General features: G+C 71.8%; 24 protein-coding genes. 17 read left to right on the top strand and 7 right to left on the bottom strand.

The features are described from left to right. Positions 1 to 231: 231 nt before the first annotated feature. On the top strand, positions 232 to 1,905 hold the full coding sequence (locus tag IE99_RS0115460; RefSeq protein WP_051712543.1) for an Eco57I restriction-modification methylase domain-containing protein: 1,674 nt from the start codon (positions 232 to 234) through the stop codon (positions 1,903 to 1,905). Positions 1,906 to 1,934: 29 nt separating this feature from the next. Beyond that, a complete protein-coding gene (locus IE99_RS0115455) occupies positions 1,935 to 2,654 on the top strand; it encodes a PaeR7I family type II restriction endonuclease (RefSeq protein ID WP_030170283.1) in 720 nt (239 codons plus the stop codon). A 154-nt stretch (positions 2,655 to 2,808) separates the two neighbouring features. On the opposite strand, the gene IE99_RS0115450 is transcribed toward IE99_RS0115455, so the two are convergent. After that, positions 2,809 to 3,186, bottom strand: a complete 378-nt coding sequence (locus IE99_RS0115450; RefSeq protein ID WP_030170280.1) for a winged helix-turn-helix transcriptional regulator — start codon at positions 3,184 to 3,186, stop codon at positions 2,809 to 2,811. 103 nt (positions 3,187 to 3,289) lie between these two features. Between IE99_RS0115450 and IE99_RS0115445 the strand changes: the two genes are divergently transcribed. Further along, positions 3,290 to 4,135, top strand: a complete 846-nt coding sequence (locus tag IE99_RS0115445; RefSeq protein ID WP_030170278.1) for an SDR family oxidoreductase — start codon at positions 3,290 to 3,292, stop codon at positions 4,133 to 4,135. Here the strand turns inward: IE99_RS0115445 and IE99_RS0115440 are convergent. Continuing rightward, positions 4,128 to 4,874, bottom strand: a complete 747-nt coding sequence (locus IE99_RS0115440) for a PaaX family transcriptional regulator C-terminal domain-containing protein (RefSeq protein ID WP_030170276.1) — start codon at positions 4,872 to 4,874, stop codon at positions 4,128 to 4,130. The genes IE99_RS0115445 and IE99_RS0115440 overlap by 8 nt on opposite strands. A 67-nt stretch (positions 4,875 to 4,941) precedes the next feature. Here IE99_RS0115440 and IE99_RS0115435 point away from each other — a divergent pair, with 67 nt between their 5' ends. The 6 genes from IE99_RS0115435 (at position 4,942) to IE99_RS0115410 (ending at position 11,424) form a co-directional block, all read left to right on the top strand. Continuing rightward, positions 4,942 to 6,684 (top strand): acyl-CoA dehydrogenase family protein, encoded by a 1,743-nt coding sequence (locus IE99_RS0115435; RefSeq protein WP_030170275.1) that lies wholly within the window; start codon positions 4,942 to 4,944, stop codon positions 6,682 to 6,684. A 1-nt stretch (position 6,685) separates the two neighbouring features. Continuing rightward, on the top strand, positions 6,686 to 7,453 hold the full coding sequence (locus IE99_RS0115430) for a crotonase/enoyl-CoA hydratase family protein (RefSeq protein WP_030170273.1): 768 nt from the start codon (positions 6,686 to 6,688) through the stop codon (positions 7,451 to 7,453). A gap of 97 nt (positions 7,454 to 7,550) precedes the next feature. Continuing rightward, positions 7,551 to 8,798: a cytochrome P450 gene (locus IE99_RS0115425; RefSeq protein WP_084219517.1), complete on the top strand. Its 1,248-nt coding sequence runs from the start codon at positions 7,551 to 7,553 to the stop codon at positions 8,796 to 8,798. Between the two features lie 4 nt (positions 8,799 to 8,802). Then, positions 8,803 to 9,897, top strand: a complete 1,095-nt coding sequence (locus tag IE99_RS0115420; RefSeq protein WP_030170268.1) for an NAD(P)-dependent alcohol dehydrogenase — start codon at positions 8,803 to 8,805, stop codon at positions 9,895 to 9,897. 141 nt (positions 9,898 to 10,038) lie between these two features. Then, a complete protein-coding gene (locus IE99_RS0115415) occupies positions 10,039 to 11,037 on the top strand; it encodes a nitronate monooxygenase (protein ID WP_030170266.1) in 999 nt (332 codons plus the stop codon). 201 nt (positions 11,038 to 11,238) lie between these two features. Then, on the top strand, positions 11,239 to 11,424 hold the full coding sequence (locus IE99_RS0115410; RefSeq protein ID WP_030170265.1) for a hypothetical protein: 186 nt from the start codon (positions 11,239 to 11,241) through the stop codon (positions 11,422 to 11,424). A 16-nt stretch (positions 11,425 to 11,440) separates the two neighbouring features. On the opposite strand, the gene IE99_RS0115405 is transcribed toward IE99_RS0115410, so the two are convergent. The 3 genes from IE99_RS0115405 to IE99_RS0115395 all read right to left on the bottom strand — a co-directional run bounded on the left by IE99_RS0115405 (position 11,441) and on the right by IE99_RS0115395 (position 13,140). Next, positions 11,441 to 11,641, bottom strand: a complete 201-nt coding sequence (locus IE99_RS0115405; protein WP_030170263.1) for a hypothetical protein — start codon at positions 11,639 to 11,641, stop codon at positions 11,441 to 11,443. A gap of 13 nt (positions 11,642 to 11,654) precedes the next feature. Then, the gene (locus IE99_RS0115400) at positions 11,655 to 12,206 is read right to left on the bottom strand and encodes a hemerythrin domain-containing protein (protein WP_030170261.1); all 552 of its coding nucleotides are present in this window, start codon (positions 12,204 to 12,206) and stop codon (positions 11,655 to 11,657) included. 67 nt (positions 12,207 to 12,273) lie between these two features. Beyond that, positions 12,274 to 13,140, bottom strand: coding sequence for an arylamine N-acetyltransferase family protein (locus IE99_RS0115395; RefSeq protein WP_030170259.1), 867 nt, complete (start codon positions 13,138 to 13,140; stop codon positions 12,274 to 12,276). A 194-nt stretch (positions 13,141 to 13,334) separates the two neighbouring features. Between IE99_RS0115395 and IE99_RS0115390 the strand changes: the two genes are divergently transcribed. The 5 genes from IE99_RS0115390 (at position 13,335) to IE99_RS0115370 (ending at position 18,099) form a co-directional block, all read left to right on the top strand. Further along, positions 13,335 to 13,826 (top strand): ATP-binding protein, encoded by a 492-nt coding sequence (locus tag IE99_RS0115390; protein WP_084219516.1) that lies wholly within the window; start codon positions 13,335 to 13,337, stop codon positions 13,824 to 13,826. A gap of 118 nt (positions 13,827 to 13,944) precedes the next feature. Next, positions 13,945 to 15,336 carry an LCP family protein gene (locus IE99_RS0115385; RefSeq protein WP_030170254.1) on the top strand — a complete coding sequence of 464 codons (1,392 nt, stop codon included), beginning with the start codon at positions 13,945 to 13,947 and terminating at the stop codon, positions 15,334 to 15,336. A 50-nt stretch (positions 15,337 to 15,386) separates the two neighbouring features. After that, a complete protein-coding gene (locus IE99_RS0115380; protein WP_030170251.1) occupies positions 15,387 to 16,487 on the top strand; it encodes a hypothetical protein in 1,101 nt (366 codons plus the stop codon). A gap of 520 nt (positions 16,488 to 17,007) precedes the next feature. Then, positions 17,008 to 17,268, top strand: a complete 261-nt coding sequence (locus tag IE99_RS0115375; protein ID WP_030170249.1) for a hypothetical protein — start codon at positions 17,008 to 17,010, stop codon at positions 17,266 to 17,268. Positions 17,269 to 17,277: 9 nt separating this feature from the next. Then, complete coding sequence (locus tag IE99_RS0115370; protein ID WP_030170247.1) at positions 17,278 to 18,099, top strand: hypothetical protein; 822 nt, start codon at positions 17,278 to 17,280, stop codon at positions 18,097 to 18,099. Positions 18,100 to 18,205: 106 nt separating this feature from the next. Here the strand turns inward: IE99_RS0115370 and IE99_RS0115365 are convergent, their stop codons facing one another. Then, positions 18,206 to 18,400 carry a hypothetical protein gene (locus IE99_RS0115365; RefSeq protein WP_030170244.1) on the bottom strand — a complete coding sequence of 65 codons (195 nt, stop codon included), beginning with the start codon at positions 18,398 to 18,400 and terminating at the stop codon, positions 18,206 to 18,208. Between the two features lie 76 nt (positions 18,401 to 18,476). Between IE99_RS0115365 and IE99_RS0115360 the strand changes: the two genes are divergently transcribed. From IE99_RS0115360 to IE99_RS0115345, 3 genes are all read left to right on the top strand, one after another. After that, a complete protein-coding gene (locus tag IE99_RS0115360; RefSeq protein ID WP_030170242.1) occupies positions 18,477 to 18,728 on the top strand; it encodes a hypothetical protein in 252 nt (83 codons plus the stop codon). 81 nt (positions 18,729 to 18,809) lie between these two features. Further along, entirely contained in the window at positions 18,810 to 20,186 is a 1,377-nt protein-coding gene (gene gdhA / locus IE99_RS0115350; RefSeq protein ID WP_084219514.1) for an NADP-specific glutamate dehydrogenase, read from the top strand. A 104-nt stretch (positions 20,187 to 20,290) separates the two neighbouring features. After that, positions 20,291 to 21,370 (top strand): WD40/YVTN/BNR-like repeat-containing protein, encoded by a 1,080-nt coding sequence (locus IE99_RS0115345; RefSeq protein ID WP_030170235.1) that lies wholly within the window; start codon positions 20,291 to 20,293, stop codon positions 21,368 to 21,370. 47 nt (positions 21,371 to 21,417) lie between these two features. Here the strand turns inward: IE99_RS0115345 and IE99_RS0115340 are convergent, their stop codons facing one another. Continuing rightward, positions 21,418 to 21,915: a hypothetical protein gene (locus tag IE99_RS0115340; RefSeq protein ID WP_030170232.1), complete on the bottom strand. Its 498-nt coding sequence runs from the start codon at positions 21,913 to 21,915 to the stop codon at positions 21,418 to 21,420. Between the last annotated feature and the right edge of the window lie 123 nt (positions 21,916 to 22,038).

Genomic DNA, 22,038 nt, shown 5'->3' with positions numbered 1-22,038 from the left:
GGACGCGACCCCTGACCCACCGCACATGCGCGCCGCCGACACGGCCAGCGAGTCCGGACGCGGCCTGTTCCTCGTCGACCAGTTCGCGCGCACGTGGGGCGTCCGTCCGCTGGCCGGCAACGGCGGCAAGGTCGTCTTCGCGATCCTCAACCCCACGTGAAGATCGGAGGTGCCTGACCGCTCCTCCACGGCATCGCGTTGAGGTCACAGGAGGTGCCTACGATGAGACCCATGCTGATTGAGCCGGGTGAGGACGTCGCCGACACGGCGCACGGCAGCGGAGTGGGGCTCGTCGAGTACGGCGAGGTCTTCACCCGGCGGTGGATCGTCGAGTTGATCCTCGATCTCTGCGGCTACGTCCCGGACACCGACCTGACCACGAAGCGGCTGATCGAGCCCGCCGCCGGGTCGGGTGCGTTCCTCCTTCCCGTCCTCGACCGGCTGCTCGAGGCACGGGAGAAGCACGGCCCGGACGAACCCTGGGACGCGCTCGCCGATGCCGTCCACGCCATGGACCTCCAGCCCGGCCACGTGCGCACCTGCCGCAAGCTCCTAGTGGAACGCCTGATCGAGGCCGCTTGCCCTGAAGAAGCCGCGGAACGGCTGGCCGCCGCCTGGGTCCGGACGGGTGACTTCCTGCTCGATGGGATCGACCGGGGCGCCGACTTCGTGGTCGGCAACCCGCCCTACATCCGGATCGAGGATCTGGCTTCCGACCTTCTCGCGGCGTACCGCCGGTCCTGCACGACGATGGGCGGCAGGGCCGATATCTACATCGGCTTCTACGAGCGCGGTCTCGATCTGCTGCGCGAGGGTGGTTCGCTGGCGTTCATATGCGCGGATCGATGGATGCGCAACCAGTACGGACGCCGGCTCCGCGAGAAGATCGTCAAGGGCGGCTTCGCCGTGGACACCTGCCTGGTGATGCACGATGTCGCCGCGTTCGAGAACGAGGTGGCGGCGTACCCGGCGATCACTGTTCTGTCCCGCCGCCCGCAGGCGGACGTCATCGTGGCAGAGGCCACCGAGGCGTTCGATGACGTAGCCGCCGCCGAGTTCACGGCATGGAGCCTGGACCGGCAAGACCGGCCGCTGCACAGGGCGAATGTCAGTGGATCACGTCTGCCGCACTGGCATCGCACCGGTGACTCCTGGCCCGAGGGCAGCCCTGAGACCCTGGCCTGGCTGGAGGAGATCCAGGATCGGTTTCCCCCGCTTGAGGACCGTGCCGCCGGTACGAGAGTGGGGATCGGTGTGGCGACGGGTGCGGATGCCGTCTACGTCACGCAGGACGCCTACGCGGCGGAGCCGGAACGCATGCTGCCGCTCGCCATGTCCGCCGACGTGAAGAGCGGCACCTACCGATGGACCGGTCACTACCTGGTGAACCCGTGGGACGAGGACGGTCTCGTCGACCTTGAAGAATGGCCGAAGCTATCGGCCTACTTCGGGCAGAACGCGACGGCGGTTCTGCGTCGCTCGATTTCTCGAAGGTCACCTCACAGTTGGTACCGAACCATCGATAAGGTCACTGCTTCGCTCACGGACAAGCCGAAGCTCCTGCTCGAGGACATGAAGAAGCGGCCGAACCCGGTTCTGGAGCCGGGGGGGCGCTATCCCCACCACAATCTGTACTACCTCACGTCCGAGGAGTGGGACCTGGAGGCCCTGGGCGGCCTTCTTCTTTCGGACGTCATCGAGCGTCAGATTGCGGCATACTGCGTGAAGATGCGCGGCAGGACGTTGCGCTTCCAGGCGCAATACCTCCGTAGAGTGCATGTCCCTCGCCCCGAGAACATCGAGGAGGGCGTGCTGGACGAACTGGTCACCGCCTTCAGGGAACGTGACCGGGACGCGGCGACGGCTGCCGCGCTGCGTGCATATGGGATGGATGCGCTGCCCTGATCCCTTCCCCCCCCCCGAGGAACAGTGCTTTGGATCCGAGGACCGAAGAGCGGCTGAAAGCCGCGTTGCAGCAGTGGGTGAGTGTTCGCCACGAGCAGATGGTGAAGTCGCAGGCCGGTGGAAACGCACAGGAGGGCAGCCGTTCGGCGGTCACGGGCGGGGCTCATTTGGACGGCCTCAACAGGCTGGTCCTGGACGAAATCGAGGCGACCGGCGCAGCCGGCCTGGAGATCCGTACCCATCGCAAGGCGACATTGCCCGGCTTCTATCGTCCGACCAAGGCGTGGGACCTGCTCGTTCTGCAGCAGGGGTCACCCGTGCTCGTGGTGGAGTACAAGTCGATGAATGGAAGCGAGGGACGAAATCTCAACAATCGTGCCGACGAGATCTTCGGGATGGCCGAGGATCTGCGACAGGCCGAACTCAACGGGCTGCTCCCCAAAAATCTGCGCCGCGCGTATGTGTTCGTGATGGGGTTGACCCCGGAGAGTCTTTCACCCCGCAAGAGTCCGACGGCCTTCGGTGGGGCGGACCCGCTGTTCGCGGGGCGTTCCTACTTCGAGCGTGCCGCGATCATGTGTCAGCGGATGCGCGACTCCGGTCTGTTCCATATGACCTGGGCCATCGGGGTCAAGGAGGACCCGCTCAAATGGCACGAACCCCTCGCGGGTGTCGGCTGGGAGCGCTTTGCGGCCGATCTTCGTGAGGCGTTCAGCGGCGGCCACCCGGCCCCTCCACACGTTCCGTAGCAACGGACGGCGACGGAGCATTGCGGCGAAGGCGCTCCTGTTCACCGGCGCGCCCGGCGACGGTGACCACGCCGAGATCGGCGTACGCGGTGGCGCCCTTCGCGAACGCGTCGCCAACGGGCTTCCCCTCACCAGGTTCCGCTGACACCCCGAGCTAGCCGGCCGAGGCGCTGTCGTAGTCGTGCCGGGCCCGCTCGACGGTGTCGAGGTTGGCCGCGGCCCATTCGGCGAGGTGGGCGAACAGTGGTGCGAGGCTGCGGCCGAGGTCGCTGATCTCGTACTCGACGCGGGGCGGGACCTCGGGGTGGTACGTGCGCACGACCAGGCCGTCGCGTTCGAGTTGGCGAAGGCGCTGGGTCAGCACCTTGGGGGTGATCGAGGTGATGCGGCGTTGCAACTCCACGAAGCGCTGCCGGCCGTGGTGGTTCAGGGTCCACAGGATCGGGGTGGTCCACCGGCTGAACACGATGTCGACGACCGGGGCGATCGGGCAGGCGAGTTCGGGATCCGTGGGGGCGGGCGCGTTCCTCAAAGGTAGTCACTTTCCTCTAGGTACCTACTATCTTCACGATGTTAGCGTCACCTGCGTTCCAGAGAGACCGCTCTTCGGAGCGGCTGAACGGCAGGAGATGACCATGATCGTTGTGACCGGTGCCACCGGGAACACCGGGCGTCCGCTCGTGCGGGCGCTCATGTCGGCGGGGGCGAAGGTGACCGCCACGTCCCGGAACATCACGGCGGCGGACGTGCCCGAGGGCGTCCGCCATCGGCAAGCCGACCTGGCCGACAGCGCGAGTCTGCGGCCGGTGCTCGACGGTGCCGACGCGCTCTTCCTGCAGAACGGCGGTGCCAGTGCCCACACGCTGGACGTGGGCGCCATCCTCGATGCGGCGAAGGCCGGGGGCGTCGGGCGGGTGGTGCTGCTGTCCTCGCTGGGGGTGGTGACCCGGCCCGAGTCGGCCTCACATGGAGTGCTGGGGCTGTCCTTCGAGGAGGCCGTACGAGACTCGGGCCTGGCCTGGACGATCCTGCGGCCCGGCAACTTCGACTCCAACACCTACGCCTGGGCCGCGTCGGTCCGTGCCGAGCGGACCGTGGCCGCGCCGTTCGCGGACGTGGGGCTGCCCGCCGTCGACCCGGGCGACATCGCCGAGGTCGCGGCGGCGGCACTGCTGGAGGACGGCCACGACGGGCGGTTCTACGAGCTGACCGGGCCGGCCCCGGTGACGCCGCGAGAGCAGGCCGAGGCGATCGGCGCCGCGCTGGGCGAGCCGATCCGGTTCGTGGAACAGTCGCCGGACCAGGCGCGGGAGCGGATGTCGGCCTTCATGCCGGCGGACGTGGTGGAGACGACCCTGGCGATCCTGGGGTCGCCGACCCCGGCCGAGCGGCGGGTCGGTCCCGACGTGGAGAAGGTGCTGGGCCGGGCGCCCCGCGCGTACGCCGACTGGGCTCGCGCCAACGTCGCCGCCTTCAGGTGATCACGCCCGGACCCGTGCGGACGGTGTTCGTCAGCAGTTCCGCGAAATCCGACTCGAACCGCTGGTAGGCGGCGCGAAGGGCCGGGCCCGGCCAGTCCGGGGGGAGCAGCTCGGGCGGGAGCAGCGGGTCGTTCAGCAGGTGCCGCAGTAGTGCGGCGGCCAGGGTGAAGCGGTCGGCGATCGTGGTGGCGGCCTCGATCGCCGTTCGCAGAGTGGCGGCGCGGGTCGTCCAGGAGTCCAGGTCCCAGAGGGCGGCGGCCAGTGCGGCGGGGTCTTCTTCGGGGTGGGCGGTGAAGAAGGCGCATTGGCGGACGACCGTATCCGGGCGCGGGTGGGACAGGTTGGCGGGGCGAAGCCAGGTGCCTTCGCGGAGTTCGGCCAGGCGCAGTTCCGACATGGCCTGGCGGAGGGCGGTGCGTTCGGCGGCGGGGCGGCGGTCGGTGGTGATGACGGCCATCTCCCAGGCGCCGTCCCACGGGCGTGTGGGCGGGAAGCGGCTTTCGTCCTGGCGGGCCTGGCGTGCCAGGAGGCGGGTGGAGAGGCCGTACGCGCCGTTCGTCTGCACGAGGTCGCCGGCCGCCACCATGCGCGACAGGGCGACGCGGATCGTGCCCTCGGCTATGCCGAACAGGTCGCCCACGCGGACCAGGTACCGCGCCGGGAGTTCGGGCGGGTGGACGCCCAGCAGCGTGCTCAGCACGACGGAGCGCGCGGTGAGGGGGCGGATGTCGGGCGTCATGACTGCCTGCGACCCTATCGGATATTACAGCCTTCCATCATGTGACTTGGTTATGTAATGTCCTAGTATGGCCTCTTACCTCATCGAGCCGTTCGACCGGCTCCCCTACGGCGGAACGGACAAGGCCCGCCGGTACGCGACCGAGCGCTACCAGGGGGCCGCCGGGCTCAACTGGTACGACTGCGACCCGACGCTCCAGCAGCTCATGCGCCACCACCTCGGGGACGGCTACGCCTGGGCCGAGCCGAGGCTGCGGGAGCTGGGCGCGCTCATGGGCGGACCGGTCGCGGCCTGGGCCGAGGAGACCGACCGGAACCCGCCGCGGCTGGAGAAGTACGACCGGTGGGGACGCGACATCTCGCGGGTCGTCATGCCGCCGTCGTTCGAGGCCGCGCGGGACGCGGTCGTGGCGGCGTCCTTCACGCGGCCCGAGGCGATCGCGGAGGCGCGGGCGGCGGGCGCCGATCCGGTGGCGATGGGCGTGGCCTGGAGCTACCTGCTCGACCAGGCCGACATCGGCATGGCGTGCGCGCTCGGCACCGGTGGCGACATGGTCGTCGCGCTGACCGAGATGTTCGCGCCGGACGATGTGAAGGCGCGGGTGCGGGAGCTGTTCGCCGCCGGGGAGTTCTCCGGCGAGGCCGCCCAGATGCTGACGGAACGGGCGGGCGGCTCGGATCTCGGCGCCCTGGAGAGCACGGCCTCGCGGGACGGGGACGCCTGGCGGCTCAACGGGCTCAAGTGGTTCGCGTCCAACGCGAACGGGTCGGCGTTCGTGGTGCTGGCCAAGTCGGAGGGCGCCGCGGACGGAGTGAAGGGCATCGCGCCGTTCCTCGTCCTGACCGAGCGGCGGGACGGGACGCGCAACGGCGTCCGGATCAGGCGGCTCAAGGACAAGCTCGGCACGCGGTCCGTCGCGTCGGCGGAGATCGAGTTCACCGACGCGGAGGCGTTCCTGCTGGCCCCGGCGGAGAGCGCGGGCAGCGGCGGGGACGGCAAGGGCCTCGGCCGCATGATGCAGCTCACCAACGGCGCGCGGCTCGGCATCGCGATGATGGGGCTCGGATGCGCCAGGAGGTCGCTGGTCGAGTCGCTGCTCTACACGCGGGCGCGCGAGGCGTTCGGGGCGCCGCTGTACGAGCAGCCGCTGATGCGGCGGAAGCTGGCGGAGCTGATCGTCGAGACGGAGGCCGTCCAGGCGCTGGTGTTCGACGGGTATCTCGGGCGGCCCCGGCTGCGGCTCGGCCCCGCGCTGATCAAGCTGCGGGCGGCGCGGCTGGGCGTCACGGCGGCCAGCGACGCGATCGAGATCCACGGCGGGAACGGGTACATCGAGCAGTGGCCGGTGGCGCGGATCCTGCGGGACGCGCAGGTCAACCCCATCTGGGAGGGCGGCGACAACATCCTGTGCCTGGACGTCCGGCGCTCGATCGAGCGGCAGGGCGCGCACGAGCCGTTCCTGGAGCGGCTGGAAACGGCCCTCCGCGACGCCCCGGACGACGCGACGACCGAGCTGGTGAGCCGCCGCGTCGGCGACCTGCGGGAGGCCATCGGACGCTGGGGCAAGCTCGACCGCGTCACGGGTGAGGCCAGGCTGTTCCCCCTGGCACAGTTCATGGCGGACGTGTACGCGGCCGCCCTTCTGCTGGAGCAGGCGGGACGGGAGGACGGCGACCGCAAGGCGCTCGTGGCGCGGCTCTACGCGCGAGCCCATCTTGCTGATCACGGTCCCTTGCGCGGCATCGACGCACCGGCGGAGGATCTGGAGCGGTTCGATGTCCTCGCCGCCGGGGCCTTCGCGGAGGAGTGAGATGCCGGTTCGTGTGGAACGCAGCGGAGCCGTGACGACGGTCGTCCTGTCCAGGTCCGAGGTGAGGAACGCCGTGGACGGAGCCACGGCGGCCGAACTCGCGTCCGCGTTCCGGGAGTTCGACGCGGACGACACGGCCGGCGTCGCGGTGCTGTGGGGTGAAGGTGGAACGTTCTGCGCGGGCGCCGACCTCACCTCCATCGGCACGGAACGGAGCCCGCGCGTCGACGCCCCGCCCGCCGACGGGCCGATGGGGCCGACGCGGATGCGGCTGTCGAAGCCGGTGATCGCGGCGGTCGCGGGGCACGCGGTGGCGGGCGGCACGGAGCTGGCGCTGTGGTGCGACCTCCGGGTCGTGGAGGAGAGCGCCACGTTCGGGATCTTCTGCCGGCGCTGGGGCGTCCCGCTGATCGACGGCGGGACGCTCCGGCTGCCGCGCCTCATCGGCATGAGCCGCGCCATGGACCTCGTCCTGACCGGACGTCCGGTCCCGGCGAGGGAGGCGTTCGAGATCGGCCTCGCGAACCGGGTCGTCCCGGACGGCACGTCCCGCGAGGCCGCCGAGGCGCTGGCCGCGGAGATCGCCCGGTTCCCGCGGGCGTGCCTGCGCAACGACCGGGCGTCGATGCTGGACGCGGAGGGCCTGGACGAGGCGGACGCGATCGCCGTCGAGTACCGGCACGGCCTCGGTTCGCTGGACGACGCGCTGAGGGGAGCGGCCAGGTTCGCGGACGGACACGGACGGCACGGCGACTTCTCGGACATTTAGCGATCTTCCCCGGCGAGATGGTTGACCGAATCGCGTTCGGGTCCTAGGTTCCGATGCGGGTGGCCGACGCCGTACCCGAGCCGAGGGAGCCGTCACCGTGACCCTGACCGTGCACGAGGCGGGCCTCGCCCTCGCCGATCCGAAGGCCTACGCCGACGAGCGGCGGCTGCACGAGGCGCTCGCGCTGCTGCGCGAGCGCTCCCCGGTGCACTGGGTGGAGGCGCCCGGCTACAACCCGTTCTGGGCGATCACCAAGCACGAGCACGTCTTGGAGATCGAGCGCAACCACGAGATCTTCCTGAACGCGCCGCGCCCGCTTCTCGCGACGGCCGAGCTCGACCAGGTGAACCGGGAGCGCGCGGAGCAGGGCATCGCGCTGCGCACCCTCATCCACATGGACGACCCCGACCACCGGGTCGTCCGGGCGATCGGCGCCGACTGGTTCCGCCCCCGCGCGATGCGGGCCCTGGAACCGCGGGTCAAGGAGCTCGCCAAGCGGTACGTCGACCGGATGGCCGGGTTCGGCGGTGAATGCGATTTCGCGCAGCAGGTCTCCGTGCACTTCCCGCTGCAGGTGATCCTGTCGCTGCTCGGCCTGCCCGAAAGCGACTTCGACCGCATGCTGAAGCTCACTCAGGAGCTGTTCGGCGGCGACGACGACGAATTCCAGCGCGGGACGAGCAACGAGGAGAAGATCCAGGTCCTGCTGGACTTCTTCGCCTACTTCCAGGAGCTCACCGAGGCGCGCCGCAAGGACCCGACCGACGACCTCGCGTCCGCCATCGCGAACGCGCGCGTCGACGGCGAGCCGCTCAACGACTTCGACACCGCGTCGTACTACGTGATCGTCGCGACGGCCGGGCACGACACGACCAGCGCGACGATCGCGGGCGGGCTGCGGGCGCTCATCGAGAACCCGGGCCAGCTCGACCGGCTGAAGCAGGACCCCGGCCTGATGCCCTTCGCCGTGGACGAGATGATCCGCTGGGTCACGCCGGTCAAGGAGTTCATGCGCACGGCCGTCCGGGACTACGACATCGGCGGCGTGACGATCCGCAAGGGGGAGTCGGTGCTGCTGTCGTACCCGTCCGCGAACCGCGACGAGGACGTGTTCGACGACCCGTTCACCTTCGACGTCGGGCGCGACCCCAACAGGCATCTCGCGTTCGGGTTCGGCGTCCACTACTGCCTGGGCGCGGCTCTGGCCCGGATCGAGGTCCGGGCGTTCTTCGAGGAGCTGCTGCCGCGCCTGCGCTCGATCGAGCTCGCCGGGACGCCGGAGGGCATCGCGACCACGTTCGTCGGGGGCCTCAAACGGCTGCCCGTCCGCTACTCGCTGGGGTGACCATTTGAAGATCGAAGCCGCGGTGTTGCGTGCCGCCGACGCGCCGTACACGATCGAGCCCGTGGAGCTGGCCGACCCGGGTCCCGGAGAGGTGCTCGTCAAGATCGCGGGCGTCGGGATGTGCCACACCGACATGCTCGGCCGGATACCGGGCGATCTCATTGCGAAGCCCGTCGTTCTCGGACATGAGGGGTCGGGCGTCGTCGAGGCGGTCGGCGCCGGCGTCGCGGGCCTCGAGGTCGGCGACCACGTGGTCATGTCGTTCGACTCCTGCGGCGTCTGCGGCACCTGCCGGGAGGGGATCCCCGGCGGCTGCTCCCAGATGGCGGCGCTCAACATGCTCGGCATCCCGCTGGACGGCCGGACCCGCGCGAGCGCGCCGGACGGCGAGGCCGTCAACAACCGATGGTTCGGCCAGTCGTCGTTCGGGACGTACGCGCTCGGCACCGCCCAGAACGTCGTCCCCGTGACCCGCGACGTCCCGCTCGACCTCCTCGGCCCGCTCGGCTGCGGCATCCAGACCGGCGCCGGATCGGCGCTGATCTCCCTCGGCGTCCGCGCCGGCGACAGCTTCGCCGTGTTCGGCGCGGGCGCCGTCGGCCTCTCCGCGGTGATGGCCGCGCGCGTCGCCGGAGCCACCACGATCATCGCCGTCGACCTGCACGAATCCCGGCTCGAGCTGGCCCGCGAGCTCGGCGCCACGCACACGGTGAACGGCGCCGACGACGACATCGCGATGCAGATCCACGGCACCACCGGCGAGGGCGTCCGGTACGCGCTCGACACGACGGCCGTCCCGGACGTGGTGGCGGCGGCCGTCGCGTCGCTGCACACGCGCGGCGTCTGCGGCCTGGTCGGCGTCGGGTCGGCGGACTACCGCCTCGACCCGAACCTCATGCTGATGGGCCGGACGGTCAAGGGCATCATCGAGGGCGACGCCGTCCCGCAGACGTTCATCCCCCGGATGATCGAGCTGTGGCGGCAGGACCGCTTCCCGTTCGACCGGCTCATCACGAAGTACCCGCTCGCCGAGATCAACCAGGCCGAGCAGGACACCAACGCGGGCCGGGCGGTCAAGCCGGTGCTCATCCCCGGTTAGCGGACGCGGTGGAGGAGTTCCTCGCCGCGTTTCAGCCGCCGGCGGTTCTCCGCCGCGAGGTGAGCACGACCCGCGCGCCGATCGCCTCCAGCATGCCCCGCATGCAGGGGCTCCTTCAGCGTCGGCGCTATCTTGCCAAGGGTGACGTGGGCGGAGTTTCTCATTGTTCAGGCGCCGATGGCGGGTGGGGGATCGACGCCGGAGCTCGTGGCCGCCGTCGCGGGCGCGGGCGGGCTCGGGTTCCTCGCGGCCGGGTACAGGACGGCCTCGGCCATGCGAGACGAGATCGACCGGACGCGGGCGCTGACCTCGCGTCCGTTCGGGGTGAACGTCTTCATGCCCGCCGCCGGGGAGGTCGACCACGCCGCGGTCGCCGCCTACCGCGAGCGGCTCCGTCCGGAGGCCGCGCGGCTGGGCGTGGAGGCCGGCGTGCCGGGGGCCCGCGACGACGACTACGACGCCAAGATCAAGGCTCTGCTGGACGACCCGCCGGCCTTCGTCGGCTTCACGTTCGGCTGCCCGGACGCCGAGGTCATCCGGGCTCTGCAGAGCCGGGGCGCCAAGGTGATCGTCACCGTGACCACGGATGCCGAGGCCCGCTCGGCGTCCGCGGCCGACGCGCTGTGCGTGCAGGGCGCCGAGGCGGGCGGCCATCGGGGATCGTTCGCCGATACGGCGGAGGAGCCGCTCGCGCTGCGCGAGCTGCTCGCCCGGGTTCGCGGCGTCACCGGACGTCCGCTGATCGCCGCCGGAGGGCTCGGCACGCGCGAGGACGTCGCGGACGTCCTGGCGCGGGGCGCGGCGGCGGCCCAGCTCGGGACGGCGTTCCTGCGCTGCCCCGAGAGTGGGGCGAGTTCCGTGCACAAGGCCGCCCTCGCCGACCCGCGGTTCACCACCACGGCGATGACCAGGGCCTTCAGCGGACGGCCCGCGCGCGGACTGGTCAACCGCTTCCTCGCCGAGCACGACGCGCACGCGCCCGCCGCCTACCCGGACGTCCATTTCGTCACCTCGCCGCTCCGCAGGGCCGCGGCCGCCCGGAACGACCCGGACACCGTCAGCCTGTGGGCCGGGGAGGGCTTCCGCCATGCGACGGACGCCCCGGCCGCCGAGGTCGTCGCCGCGCTCACCCCCCGATGAAATGCCCGGCTTCCCGGGGCGGCGCACCGCATAACAGCACGTCAGGGGCGGGTGGGACGAATGGGGCGCCGGTCACCGGGTAGGGCGCCGTACACCGCCGGACGGCGCGGCGAGCGACCGCCCACGGCGCAGCGCATGACGGCCGGGCGCGATCCGCTGCGCACCGAGCCGTCCGGTGCCTGACATCCGAGGGAGCTGATCATGCCGAACCCGCAGCAGCCGGAGATGCGGCGGTCCGGACGGACCGCGGTCACGGAGGACGCGCCGGAGAAGGACATGAAATCGACGCAGGGCAAGGGCCACGCGCACGGCACCGACAAGGGAGGCAAGGGAGGCGGCAAGGGCGGCGGCGTCCCACCGGGCCAGCGGCCCCCGCACCCGTCCTGACGCCCGCCGTGTGCCGTCAGGGGACGCGGGTCTGCGGACTGTAGCCGTCGTCCTCGCCGCCCGGCGTGGCCGCCTCCGCGTTCGGCGGGTCGGTCGGGCCGGGCGCGTGCTCCCCGGCGAAGTCGGCGTAGTCGTCCGGTGCCTCGTCCGGCGCCGCGCCGGGGTCGGCGCGGCGGTCGGCGAGCGGTGCGTCGGTGTCGTTCCTGCGATCGGGCATGATTCCCCCGCTCTCAGTGCCGTGCCTTGGCGATGGCGTCCTTCGCGCGGTCCATGACGGCGGCGAAGGGGCCGAGCGCCATGTTCTTCGTGGGCGACTCCACGCCCTGGTGCGGATGCGTCGGCGCGACGGCCTCGGCCACCTTGACCATGGTCGCCATCCCGCGCAGCTGCTCCGCGGACGCCTCGCGGCGGATCTTCGGGAACTCCTCCCGCTCCTCGTGCCTGGCGTGCGCCTCGATGTCCTTGTGGAACCCGGCGAACATCTCCTCGAACTCCGGGGAGTCGCAGTCGAGCTTCTCCAGCCGCGCGAGGACGCCCTTCGCCGCGTTCTCCTCCCGGAGCCGCTTCTCGATCACCTGCTCGCCGTGGTCGATGGAGCGCCGGGCGTACGGATGGACGACCTCCTCCTCGGCCGTCTCGTGGACGGCGAGCAGGCGCCGGAGCCGGTCGAACGCATCCCGGCGGACGACGCCGTGGTTGTTCTCGACCTGCGCGGCCAGCCGGCGGATCTCGTCGTGCTGAGCGAGCAGAAGGTCGACGACATCCTCGGTCTTGTGGGTCATCGCTTCCTCTCTCTGGGTCGCTGTTGCACCGACTCGGGGCGGTACCCATGGAGAGGACTTCAACCATCTATCCCTTGTGCAGGACCTCGATCAGGCGGCGGACGTCGTCGTCCTCCAGGACGATCCCGAAATCCTCCGCGAGACGTTCCGGCACCTCTTCGGGGGCGAGTGAGCGCTTCTCCACCTCGCCGCTGGGGAGCGTGAGTGTGAGGTCCGTCCCGTCCAGGACGTGGAAGGAGCCGACCCGGAACTTCTGCGCGAACGGGCGCGCCGTGAACGGCGAGCGGGCGTTCGTCGAGACGTAGTAGTTGGCCACGTCGTAGTCGATGCGGAACGCCTCGTTCAGTGTGAACATGTGGCGCAGCACCCACCCGCCGGGGTCGCGCTGGTGCAGTTCCCAGCCCTGGAAGCCGGTGCCGGTCGTCCGGCCGCGCCGCAGCCGGTACGCCCAGCCGTCCTGCTCGACCACGCCGCGCTCGGTGAGCTCCAGGGGTTCCAGCGGGCCGAAGCCGAAACCGACGTCGCAGAGCAGCGCGGGCGCGTCCGGCGCCTGGTCGGACGCCCGGACGTGGAGCAGCGCGTGCGTGCCCGGCCGGAGCCGTTCGGCGCCCATCATCACCCGTCCGACCAGCGCGGTCACGTCGTATCCGAGCCGCTCCAGGACGGCCGCGAACAGCCGGTTGTGCTCGAAGCAGTAGCCGCCGCGCGCCCGCCGGACGAGCTTGTCCTGGACGGCGTCCAGCCGCAGTTCGACCGGCCGCCCGAGCATGATCTCCAGATTCTCGAAAGGGATCGACGTCACATGCGCGCGGTGCAGTGCCCGCAGCGTCGCGACCGTGGGGGCGAGATCGCCGTCGTATCCGACGCGCTCCAGGTAGGCGGGCAGGTCGAGCAGGTGGCCCTCCCACCCGTAGCCGCGGTCTTCCTCACTCATCAGAACCTCCTCACATGACGACAACACCGGACGGCCCGAAAGATCATCCCGGAGTCGGCGTCCATTCCCGTGGCTTGTGGGGCACCTGGTGCGATCTGCGGAAACGGTCACTTTCCGACTGAACGGATGGACCGTGATGAACCGTACAGCCTGGGTGACGGTCGACTTTCCGGAGCGCGAAGGGAGCCGTCGCGATGGGCGCAGAGGGCGCGGGTCTCACCGCCGGCCGGCGGAGGGTCGCCGTCGAGCGTGGTCGGGGAGGCGCGCGGGTGGACGGGACGGTCATCGTCGGCAGGCTCACTCTGCCCGGGACGCGCAGGTCCGTCGGGTACGCGCGCAGCTTCGTCCGGGAGACGGTGCCCGACCTCCCCGCCCTGGACGACCTCGTGATGGTGGCGAGCGAGACCGTCGCGAACGCCATCACGCACACGGCGTCGGGCCGCGAGGGCGGGCGGGTGACCGTCGTCCTCGCGGCGGAGCCGGGGATCGTGCGCCTGGAGGTCGTCGACGACGGCGCGGCGCCCGGTCGGCCCCGCGTCCGGGACGAGTCGGGCGGCGAGACCGGGCGGGGGATCCGGATCGTCGAGGCCGTCGCGGACCGCTGGGGTTTCCGGACGGAGGGGACGCGGACGGTCGTGTGGGCGGAGTTCCCGGCCCCACGCGGGGCGGGGCCGGGAACCCGGTGAGCGGGCGGCGCCCGAGACGGATCCGTGAACTCGGATGAAGGCGAGTGGAGAGATGTTCCCGACGCATGACCGAGGAGGGCCGGATGAGCGTTTCACCGTCGTCGATCGCGTTCACCCGGTGGAGACCGCGGCCGTCCGGGACGGGTACCGCCGCGCGCGCCGGGGCGGCGCGGCGGTGAGGGCGGCGTCGTGGACGGCGGCGGTCCTGGCCGCGGTGCTGGTCGTGAGCGGCCTGTCGGCGTACGGGTACTACTGGCGGCTGCAGAGCGCCGTCGAGCGGGAGGACGTGGACGGGCTGATCGGCGGGAACCGGCCGAAGAAGCTGAACGACGCGCTGAACATCCTGGTGATCGGCTCGGACGAGCGGTCGGGCGCGAACGCCCGCTACGGGCGGGGCCTGCGGAACAAGGCGCCCGCCTCGGACACGATGGTGCTGCTGCACCTGTCGCCGGGCGGCCGTCAGGCGATGGCGATCAGCTGGCCGCGCGACCTGATGCTGCCGATCCCGGCGTGCCGCCGCAAGGACGGGACGACGGTGCCCGGCAGCGCGGTCGCGATGCTGAACAGCGCGATCGGGCGGGCCGGCCCGGCGTGCACGGTCAACACGATCGAGCGCGCGTCCCGGATCAAGATCGACCATTTCGTGCAGGTGGACTTCACCGGGTTCAAGGACATCGCGACCGCGGTCGGCGGGGTCCCCGTGTGCGTGACCGGTGACGTCTACGACAAGGACTCCGGGCTCTCCCTGCCCGCGGGGCGGCACCGCCTGAAGGGCGAGCAGGCCCTCGCCTACGTGCGGAGCCGGAAGGGGTTCGGGGACGGTTCCGACACGGCGCGCATCAAGCGGCAGCAGCGCTTCTTCGGCGCGATGGCGAACGAGGCGCTGAGCCGGGGCGTGCTGACCGATCCGAAGCGGCTGAACGCGCTGCTCGGCGCGACGGCGAAGTCGCTGACGACGGACAGGCGCCTGTCGGTGGCGCGGATGGCGCGGATCGCCCAGGGCATGCGGGGGCTGGACGCCGGGAGGATCCGGTTCGTCACGGTCCCGACCGGCCCGTACGCGCCGGACCGGAACCGGGTGGCGCTCGTCCGTCCGGCGGCCGACCGGTTCTTCGCGGCGGTCCGGGGCGACGTGACGCCGCCGATGGCCCCGGCGAGGACGGCGGCGGGGCGGGTCAAGGTGTTCAACGGCTCCGGCGTGGACGGGCGTGCCGCGCAGGTCGCCGCCGACCTCAGGGACCGCGGCTGGCGGGTCGCGGGCGTCGGGAACCTCGGCCGGATCACGCCGGTCACGTCCGTCCGGTACGGGGCGGGCGCGGGCGCCCAGGCGGCGGCGCTCGCCGGGCTGCTGCCCGGCATCCGGACGGCGCCGCGCGCGCAGGAGGAGCCGGGCGTGGTCGATCTCGTGATCGGGACGCGGTTCCCGGGGCTCCGGCCGGCCGGCGGGATCCCCGTCCAGCGGGGCGAGAGCCGCGCCGGCGGGGCGGTCTGCGAGCGGGTCGGGAAATGACCAGGCCGCTACAGAGGTGATGATCTTCACTTATCGGCATAATCACCCGAATGGCGATGTCGCTTCCGCTGGGATTCCGCGGCGACGGTGGGCAGGTGGTCGTGGAGACCGATGCCGCCCACGCGCCCCTGCGTGACTTCCTCCTCGACGACCTCGGTGAGAACGTCGCCGCGATCGTCCGGGCCAAGGCCCGGGTGCAGGGCGGCACCCCCTGGCGGCAGCAGTACCGCCACCACCGGCTCGACTTCGACGGGACGGTCGTGCGCGTCGCCGACCTCGGCGGCCGGTCGTTCTGCGACCTGTTCCCGGCGATCTTCCGGGCCTGCCTGGACGAGTACCTGCGCCAGGTCGCGGCCGTCCGGTACCGCCGGACGCTGGAGCGCACCGGCCCGCCGCCGGGCGACGAGGTCGCCGCCGCGCTCGCGCTCGGCGGGACGTCCCGGCGCGGGCAGGGCTGGGGCCTCGTCCAGACGCCCCGCGCCACCCTGGAGGACATGGCGGGCCTCACCCCGCACCCCGACGAGTGCCTCCCGCACGGCGTCCTCGGCTCCGGCGCCTGCTGGGCGGACCTCGCCGTCCTGGACGGGACGGACCGGCGCCTCCGCAGCGGCACCAAGACGTTCCTGCCGCGCGGCCTCGACGCCACCCGGATCGCGAAGGAGCTGGAGGACGCGCTGACCCGCGCCCGGTTCGTCGGCGCGGTGCCGGGCGCGTGGGCGGCGACGGTCGCGGGCGTGCCCGTCCACGGCTACGTGGACCCGGACGCGGTGCGGCGCCTGCCGTGCGCGCCGGTCGAGGCCGCCGGGGTGATGCAGCACGTGCGGGTGCTCTTTCCCCAGCTCACCGAGCCTGGCGCCGAACTGGAGGCGGCGGCCGACGAGGCGACCGGGGCGGTGCGGGGCCTGACCGGCTCGCGGCACGTCCTGACCGCCTTCCTGCTGCACGACGTGCAGAGCCACCACCACCATCTGGAGGTCGTGCGGGGCGCCCGGCCGGGATGGGAGCACAGCGGCAACGCCTCCCATCTGCGGCTCGACGTCCGGACGGCCCGCCTCGACCACCTCTGGCTGACCGGGCACGCCTGCGAGCTTCCGACCGGGGAGTTCGCCCGCGCTCTTGATCGCTACGAGCGGTCCATCGGGAACCGCTGAACGCCGATGGCGCGCCGTTCGTCGCACACGGGCGGCCGTTCGCCGATGGGGATGCTTAGAGCGTCATCCGAGCGTGAGCTTCCCGCTACGTTTTCTCATGTCCGCCGCACGAACCACCGGCCGGTGCGAACCGGGGGGAGCGGGCCGCTTCGGGGGGAGTGGCCCAACCGGCGCCCGCATCGGGCCGGAGCGGCGGTACGGGGGGAGAGGGGTCACTTCGGGGGGAAGTGACCCCTCCGTCCCGTTTCTAGGCCGAAAAGGCTTTCCCGCGGACCGCGCGGCGGTCCGCCACGACCATTCTGCGAAGCGCTTTTCAGTGGACTTGCGCGCACCCTGCCGAAGAAATAGAGATCTTCCTTTTCGTGGTGTAACAGAATGGTAGGTAAAGAACAGTTCCGGTCCAGGCCAAATGGCTTGCCGCGGACCGCTTCCCGGTGGACGGTTGAGCCGGTCGAGATCCTTTTGAAGTTCAGCGCGGCGAACGTCGACTTGTGCGCCGCGATGCGGAATGGTTTTCCCCATGGATTCACGAATTCGCAACCGCCGGGCGGCGGGCCCCACCGGCTGGCTGCTCACCTTTCTCGGTGCGCGCGAGCGGGCGCTGCGCACGCACGCCGGCCGGGCCGGCGGGCCGGCCGAATGGCTGCTGGTCTTCATGGAGGTCGAGCGCACCGGCCTCGAGCGCACCGGCCTCGACAACCGGCGCCGCCCGGCGGTGCCGGCGCAGCGCGGCGCCCCCGAGGAGAGCCCGTTCGGCCGCCTCAACGTCCGAAGCGCATAGAGGAAAGTGATGATCACCGAAATGCTCCTGGCCGCCCTCATCGGCGGCGCGATCGGAGTCGCGGAACTCGTCGGGCACTACCGGGACAAGCCGCTCGCCGCGGTCCTGTCGCCGGGCGGCCTGCTGTTCCTGTTCGTCAACACCGGCGCGTCCGTCGTGGCCCTCATCGTGGTCACCGCGGCGGGCTGGACGTTCGGGCTGCCCGAGACGATGCCGCCGACCACCCTGGTCGTCACGCAGGTGATGGCCGCCGGGGTCGGCTCCGCGGCCATGCTGCGCATGTCGTTCGCCCCCGCCCGCGGCCGGACGTCCGGCGCGGGCCCCATCGCCCTCCTCAACGGCATCATCCGGATCGCCGACACCGAGCTGGAGCGCAAGCGGGCGCTCAGCCGGCTGTCGCACAACGACCTCGAGGGCCTGTCGTTCGAGCGTGATCACGCCGCCCTCGCCGAACTGTGCTGCCACCTGATGCGCGAGTTCGACCTCGCGGAGGCGCAGCGGCTCGGCGGGCTCGCCGCCGACCTGAGCAACCGCGGCGACCTCACCGACGCCGACAAGCTCGACTGCTGGGGCCTGGAGCTCACCCGCCTCGTCGGCGAGCGCGCCCTCCGGCAGGCGGCGCGCCGGCTGCGGGAGCGCCCGCAGGAGGAGACCCACCGGACGCTCCTGGAGGAGGACGACCGGCTCGCGCCCGTCGCCCCGCAGTACGACTACCCCGACCCGGTGCCCGCGTCCGTGCCGCCCGCTCGGGCGCCGCTCTCGAAGACCACCTCCCGCCTCGCTTCCGGCGCGAACGGCCGGTCCGAGCGCAAGTCGTTCAGCGACCTCTGAGCATGCCCCGGATACCGGTGTGCCCGAGGACGGGCACACCGGTATTCCCACTCGAAGAACGGTCCTGCCGGAAAGGGGAGAGCGGACGCGAATGATTCGCGGCGGCTCAGGATGCGGATCGGGAGACCAGCGGCGGGGCGGAACCGTCCCTTGTCTCGAGTTGCGCCGCGATGCGGTGCAGCCCCTCGGCTATCGAGACGAGCGCCTGCACCTGGGCGGCGGCCATCAGGGTCGCCGGGGACGGATCCGCCGCCTGCGCCTCCGCGGCCGCGTCGCATGCCTGCTGGCTCCACCAATGCACGGCCCGATGCTATTCGAAGAAAGCGAATCCACCCCGACCGCCGCGCGGATTCCCATGACAAAGAGGAGGAAATTCGATGAACTCGGTTCCGGGTCCTGCGGTCGATGTCCCGTCGAATCCGAAGCTGCCGCGCTGGGCGATGAAGCCGCTGCGGTATCTCACCTTGGGTGAGCTGGCGGACGCGCTCGGCTATCTGGAGCGGAACCGTCCGGAGGACGACGTCCTCGGCCGGGCCCTCGCCGCCGAACTCGCCCGCCGCACCGCCGGCGACGCCCGTCCGGACAACCGGCAGTCCCGGCGCCCCTGGCCGCGGCTGCGCCTCACCTGATCCGGAGAGGATCCTGCGGCGATGGCAGTGGAAGCCGCCTCCTACAGTGGGTGGACCTTCGCTGAAAGGAGCACCTCCCGCATGGCGTTCTCCGACCACCCGACGGCGACCCCCGAGACCATCTCCGACCTGGTGGACTGCCATGACCGGATGCTGCGCCGCGACCCGGGCGAGCCCGAGTTCCACCAGGCCGTCCGCGAGGTGCTGGCGTCCCTCCCGCCGGTGCTGGACGCCCGTCCCCGGCTCGCCGCCGCCCGGCTCCTGGAGCGGATCGTCGAGCCGGAGCGGCAGATCCTCTTCCGCGTCCCGTGGCAGGACGACGAGGGGCGCGTCCACGTCAACCGGGGCTTTCGCGTCGAGTTCAACAGCGCGCTCGGCCCGTACAAGGGCGGCCTGCGGTTCCACCCCTCGGTGAACCTCGGCATCGTCAAGTTCCTCGGCTTCGAGCAGATCTTCAAGAACGCGCTCACCGGCCTCGGCATCGGCGGCGGCAAGGGCGGCAGCGACTTCGACCCGCAGGGCCGCTCGGACGACGAGATCATGCGGTTCTGCCAGTCGTTCATGACGGAGCTGTACCGGCACGTGGGCGAGAGCACCGACGTCCCGGCGGGCGACATCGGCGTCGGCGGCCGCGAGATCGGCTACCTGTTCGGACAGTACCGCCGCATCACGAACCGCTGGGAGGCGGGCGTCCTCACCGGCAAGGGCAGGGGCTGGGGCGGTTCCGCCTGCCGGACGGAGGCCACCGGCTACGGCAACGTCATGTTCACCGCCGAGATGCTGCGCCGGCGCGGCGAGGACCTCGACGGGCGGCAGGTCGTCGTCTCCGGCTCCGGGAACGTCGCGATCTACTCGGTGGAGAAGGCGCAGGCGCTGGGGGCCAACGTCGTCACCGTGTCCGACTCGCACGGCTACGTGGTGGACGAGAAGGGCATCGACCTCGAGCTGCTCAAGCACACCAAGGAGGTCGAGCGCGGCCGCGTCGCCGACTACGCCGAGCGGCGCGGCGCGTCCGCCCGGTTCGTGGCCGGCGGCAGCGTCTGGGACGTCCCGGCCGACATCGCCCTGCCGTCCGCGACCCAGAACGAGCTGGACGGCGCCGCCGCGCTGGCCCTCGTCCGCAACGGCGTCAGGGCGGTCTCCGAGGGCGCGAACATGCCGTGCACGCCCGACGCGGTGAAGGTCTTCCGGGACGCGGGCGTCGCGTTCGGGCCGGGCAAGGCCGCCAACGCGGGCGGCGTCGCGGTCAGCGCGCTGGAGATGCGGCAGAACGCGGGCCGGGAGTCCTGGACGTTCGCGAGGGCCGAGACGGAACTGGCCGCGATCATGAAGGACATCCACGACACCTGCTACGCGACCGCCGAGCGCTACGGCGCCCCGGGCGACTACGTCGTCGGCGCGAACATCGCGGGCTTCGAGCGGGTCGCCGACGCGATGATCGCCCAGGGACTGGTGTAGCGCGGCGGGCGGCGGGAGACGGCCGGGGGAATGGTCGCCGCTATTGTGCCAGTGAATACTGGCTTGATTGAATACCGGGCAGCGTCCTCGTCCCGGGAGTCCCCATGCGACCTGCCCTCCGCACCCGGATCGCCGCCCTCGCGGCGGCCGCCGGGCTGCTCACCGCACCCGCCCTGACCGCCGTCCCCGCCGCCGCCGACGAACCGAAGGCGTTCGCCCCGTCCCCCGCTCCGCTGCTGTGGCCGCGCAGCGGAATCGAGGCCGTCTCCGCCACCGGCCCGAACGACGTGTGGGCCGCCGCCTACCAGGGCTACCAGGGCATCGACTGGTCGATCCCGATGTTCGGCGCCGGGACGATCCGCGTCCTGCCGCCGAAGCCCGCGGTCGTCCGCTGGAACGGATCGTCCTGGAGGACCTACGACCTGCCGGGCGCCGGCGGCGACGGCGTCATCGACGAGATCAGCGCCGGTTCGCCGGCCAACGTCTGGGTGATCGGACGGATCCGTCCGCAGTCCAGCGGCGGCGACAGGGCGCCCTACCTCGCCCGCTGGGACGGGACGCGGTGGCAGGAGGTCCAGCGGCCGCCCGGCGGCTGCCACCTCTCGGACCCCGCCGCCGACGCCACCGGCGCGTGGTTCTCCTGCGGCGGCGACGTGTGGCGCTGGCAGAACGGCACGTGGACCGAGCCGGAGACCGGGGGCCTCGGCAGGTTCGTCCAGGAGATCTCCCTGTCCCCGGACGGCACCGTCTGGGCCGCGACCGCCTCCGGGCTCATCCGGGGCGACGGGGGGACGTGGACCAGGGTCCCCGGGTTCGCCGACGTGGACTGGTACCGCGTCCTCGCCGTCTCCGCCACCGAGGTCTACGCGACGGGCTGGAACAGGCCCCCCGACTCGACCGTGAGCACGCCCGTCGCCGTCCGCTGGGACGGCCGGGCGTGGCACGACCTTCCCGTCCCGCCGTCCGGCGAGCGGCTGATCAAGACCGGTGACGGGACCCTGTGGGCGCTGGACGAGTTCAACTGGGGCGGCCTCCACCGGCTCACCGGCGACACCTGGACGCGGGTGCGGCTGCCCGTCCCGGCCCAGTCCTTCATCTCCGGCGGGACCGCCGTCCCCGGCACCTCCGCCCTGTGGGTCGTGGGCAAGACCAAGGACGTCCCGATCGTCGTCACCAACCGCTGAATCCAGGGTGGAGGCCGCCGTGTCCGCGGCGGCCTCCGCTGGGGTGATCAGCCGTAGCGGCGGCGGCGGACGGCGTAGGCGACCGTCACGGCGGCCAGCAGCGGCCCCCAGGCGAGGAGCGGCAGGTAGCAGACGGTGATGACCGTGAGGGCGCCGTCGTCGATCACCGCCGGGTTGTCCGGGTCCGAGGGGAATCCGTGAATCAGCGGCGTCCACAGCCACACCAGCGCGGCAGCGCCGAGTGATGCCGGGATGATCGCGGCGAGCGGGTGGATCGTCCGGCCGCGCAGTACCGGGATCCAGCGCGGCCACACCTCGCCCCAGCCGCGGACCAGCCCCATGCCGAGGAACGCCGCGCCCTCCGCCAGCACGCTCAGCAGGATCACGTAGGGCAGCAGCCACGGCTCGCGCATCCCGTCCAGCCCGGAGACGGGGAACCCCAAGCCGAACAGGATCCGCCAGATGCCGGACGGCAGCACGCACCACAGCGTCGCCTGCGCGGCCCGGTCCGCCCAGAGCGGGACCGGCCCCCGGGTCCCGGTCACGTACCGCCGGTCGCCAGCATCGCCACCGCGATCGCGACGGTCATGGCGGCCACCACGGCCAGCTTGATCTTCATCTTGGTGCTCACGGGGGTCCTTCCGCGTCGGGATCATGCCTCAACGATC

This window comes from Spirillospora albida (assembly GCF_000718255.1).
GTDB classification, from domain to species: Bacteria; Actinomycetota; Actinomycetes; order Streptosporangiales; family Streptosporangiaceae; genus Spirillospora; species Spirillospora albida.
This window is presented reverse-complemented; position numbering and strand designations above follow the sequence as displayed.

Excerpts from the sequence above, each read along its gene's own strand:
- IE99_RS0115460 (WP_051712543.1), top strand. The coding sequence starts at position 232 with ATGCTGATTGAGCCGGGTGAGGACGTCGCCGACACGGCGCACGGCAGC.
- IE99_RS0115445 (WP_030170278.1), top strand. The coding sequence starts at position 3,290 with ATGATCGTTGTGACCGGTGCCACCGGGAACACCGGGCGTCCGCTCGTG.
- IE99_RS0115440 (WP_030170276.1), bottom strand. The coding sequence starts at position 4,874 with ATGACGCCCGACATCCGCCCCCTCACCGCGCGCTCCGTCGTGCTGAGC.
- IE99_RS0115435 (WP_030170275.1), top strand. The coding sequence starts at position 4,942 with ATGGCCTCTTACCTCATCGAGCCGTTCGACCGGCTCCCCTACGGCGGA.
- IE99_RS0115430 (WP_030170273.1), top strand. The coding sequence starts at position 6,686 with ATGCCGGTTCGTGTGGAACGCAGCGGAGCCGTGACGACGGTCGTCCTG.
- IE99_RS0115410 (WP_030170265.1), top strand. The coding sequence starts at position 11,239 with ATGCCGAACCCGCAGCAGCCGGAGATGCGGCGGTCCGGACGGACCGCG.
- IE99_RS0115405 (WP_030170263.1), bottom strand. The coding sequence starts at position 11,641 with ATGCCCGATCGCAGGAACGACACCGACGCACCGCTCGCCGACCGCCGC.
- IE99_RS0115400 (WP_030170261.1), bottom strand. The coding sequence starts at position 12,206 with ATGACCCACAAGACCGAGGATGTCGTCGACCTTCTGCTCGCTCAGCAC.
- IE99_RS0115395 (WP_030170259.1), bottom strand. The coding sequence starts at position 13,140 with ATGAGTGAGGAAGACCGCGGCTACGGGTGGGAGGGCCACCTGCTCGAC.
- IE99_RS0115390 (WP_084219516.1), top strand. The coding sequence starts at position 13,335 with ATGGGCGCAGAGGGCGCGGGTCTCACCGCCGGCCGGCGGAGGGTCGCC.
- IE99_RS0115380 (WP_030170251.1), top strand. The coding sequence starts at position 15,387 with ATGGCGATGTCGCTTCCGCTGGGATTCCGCGGCGACGGTGGGCAGGTG.
- IE99_RS0115375 (WP_030170249.1), top strand. The coding sequence starts at position 17,008 with ATGGATTCACGAATTCGCAACCGCCGGGCGGCGGGCCCCACCGGCTGG.
- IE99_RS0115370 (WP_030170247.1), top strand. The coding sequence starts at position 17,278 with ATGATCACCGAAATGCTCCTGGCCGCCCTCATCGGCGGCGCGATCGGA.
- IE99_RS0115360 (WP_030170242.1), top strand. The coding sequence starts at position 18,477 with ATGAACTCGGTTCCGGGTCCTGCGGTCGATGTCCCGTCGAATCCGAAG.
- gdhA (WP_084219514.1), top strand. The coding sequence starts at position 18,810 with ATGGCGTTCTCCGACCACCCGACGGCGACCCCCGAGACCATCTCCGAC.
- IE99_RS0115345 (WP_030170235.1), top strand. The coding sequence starts at position 20,291 with ATGCGACCTGCCCTCCGCACCCGGATCGCCGCCCTCGCGGCGGCCGCC.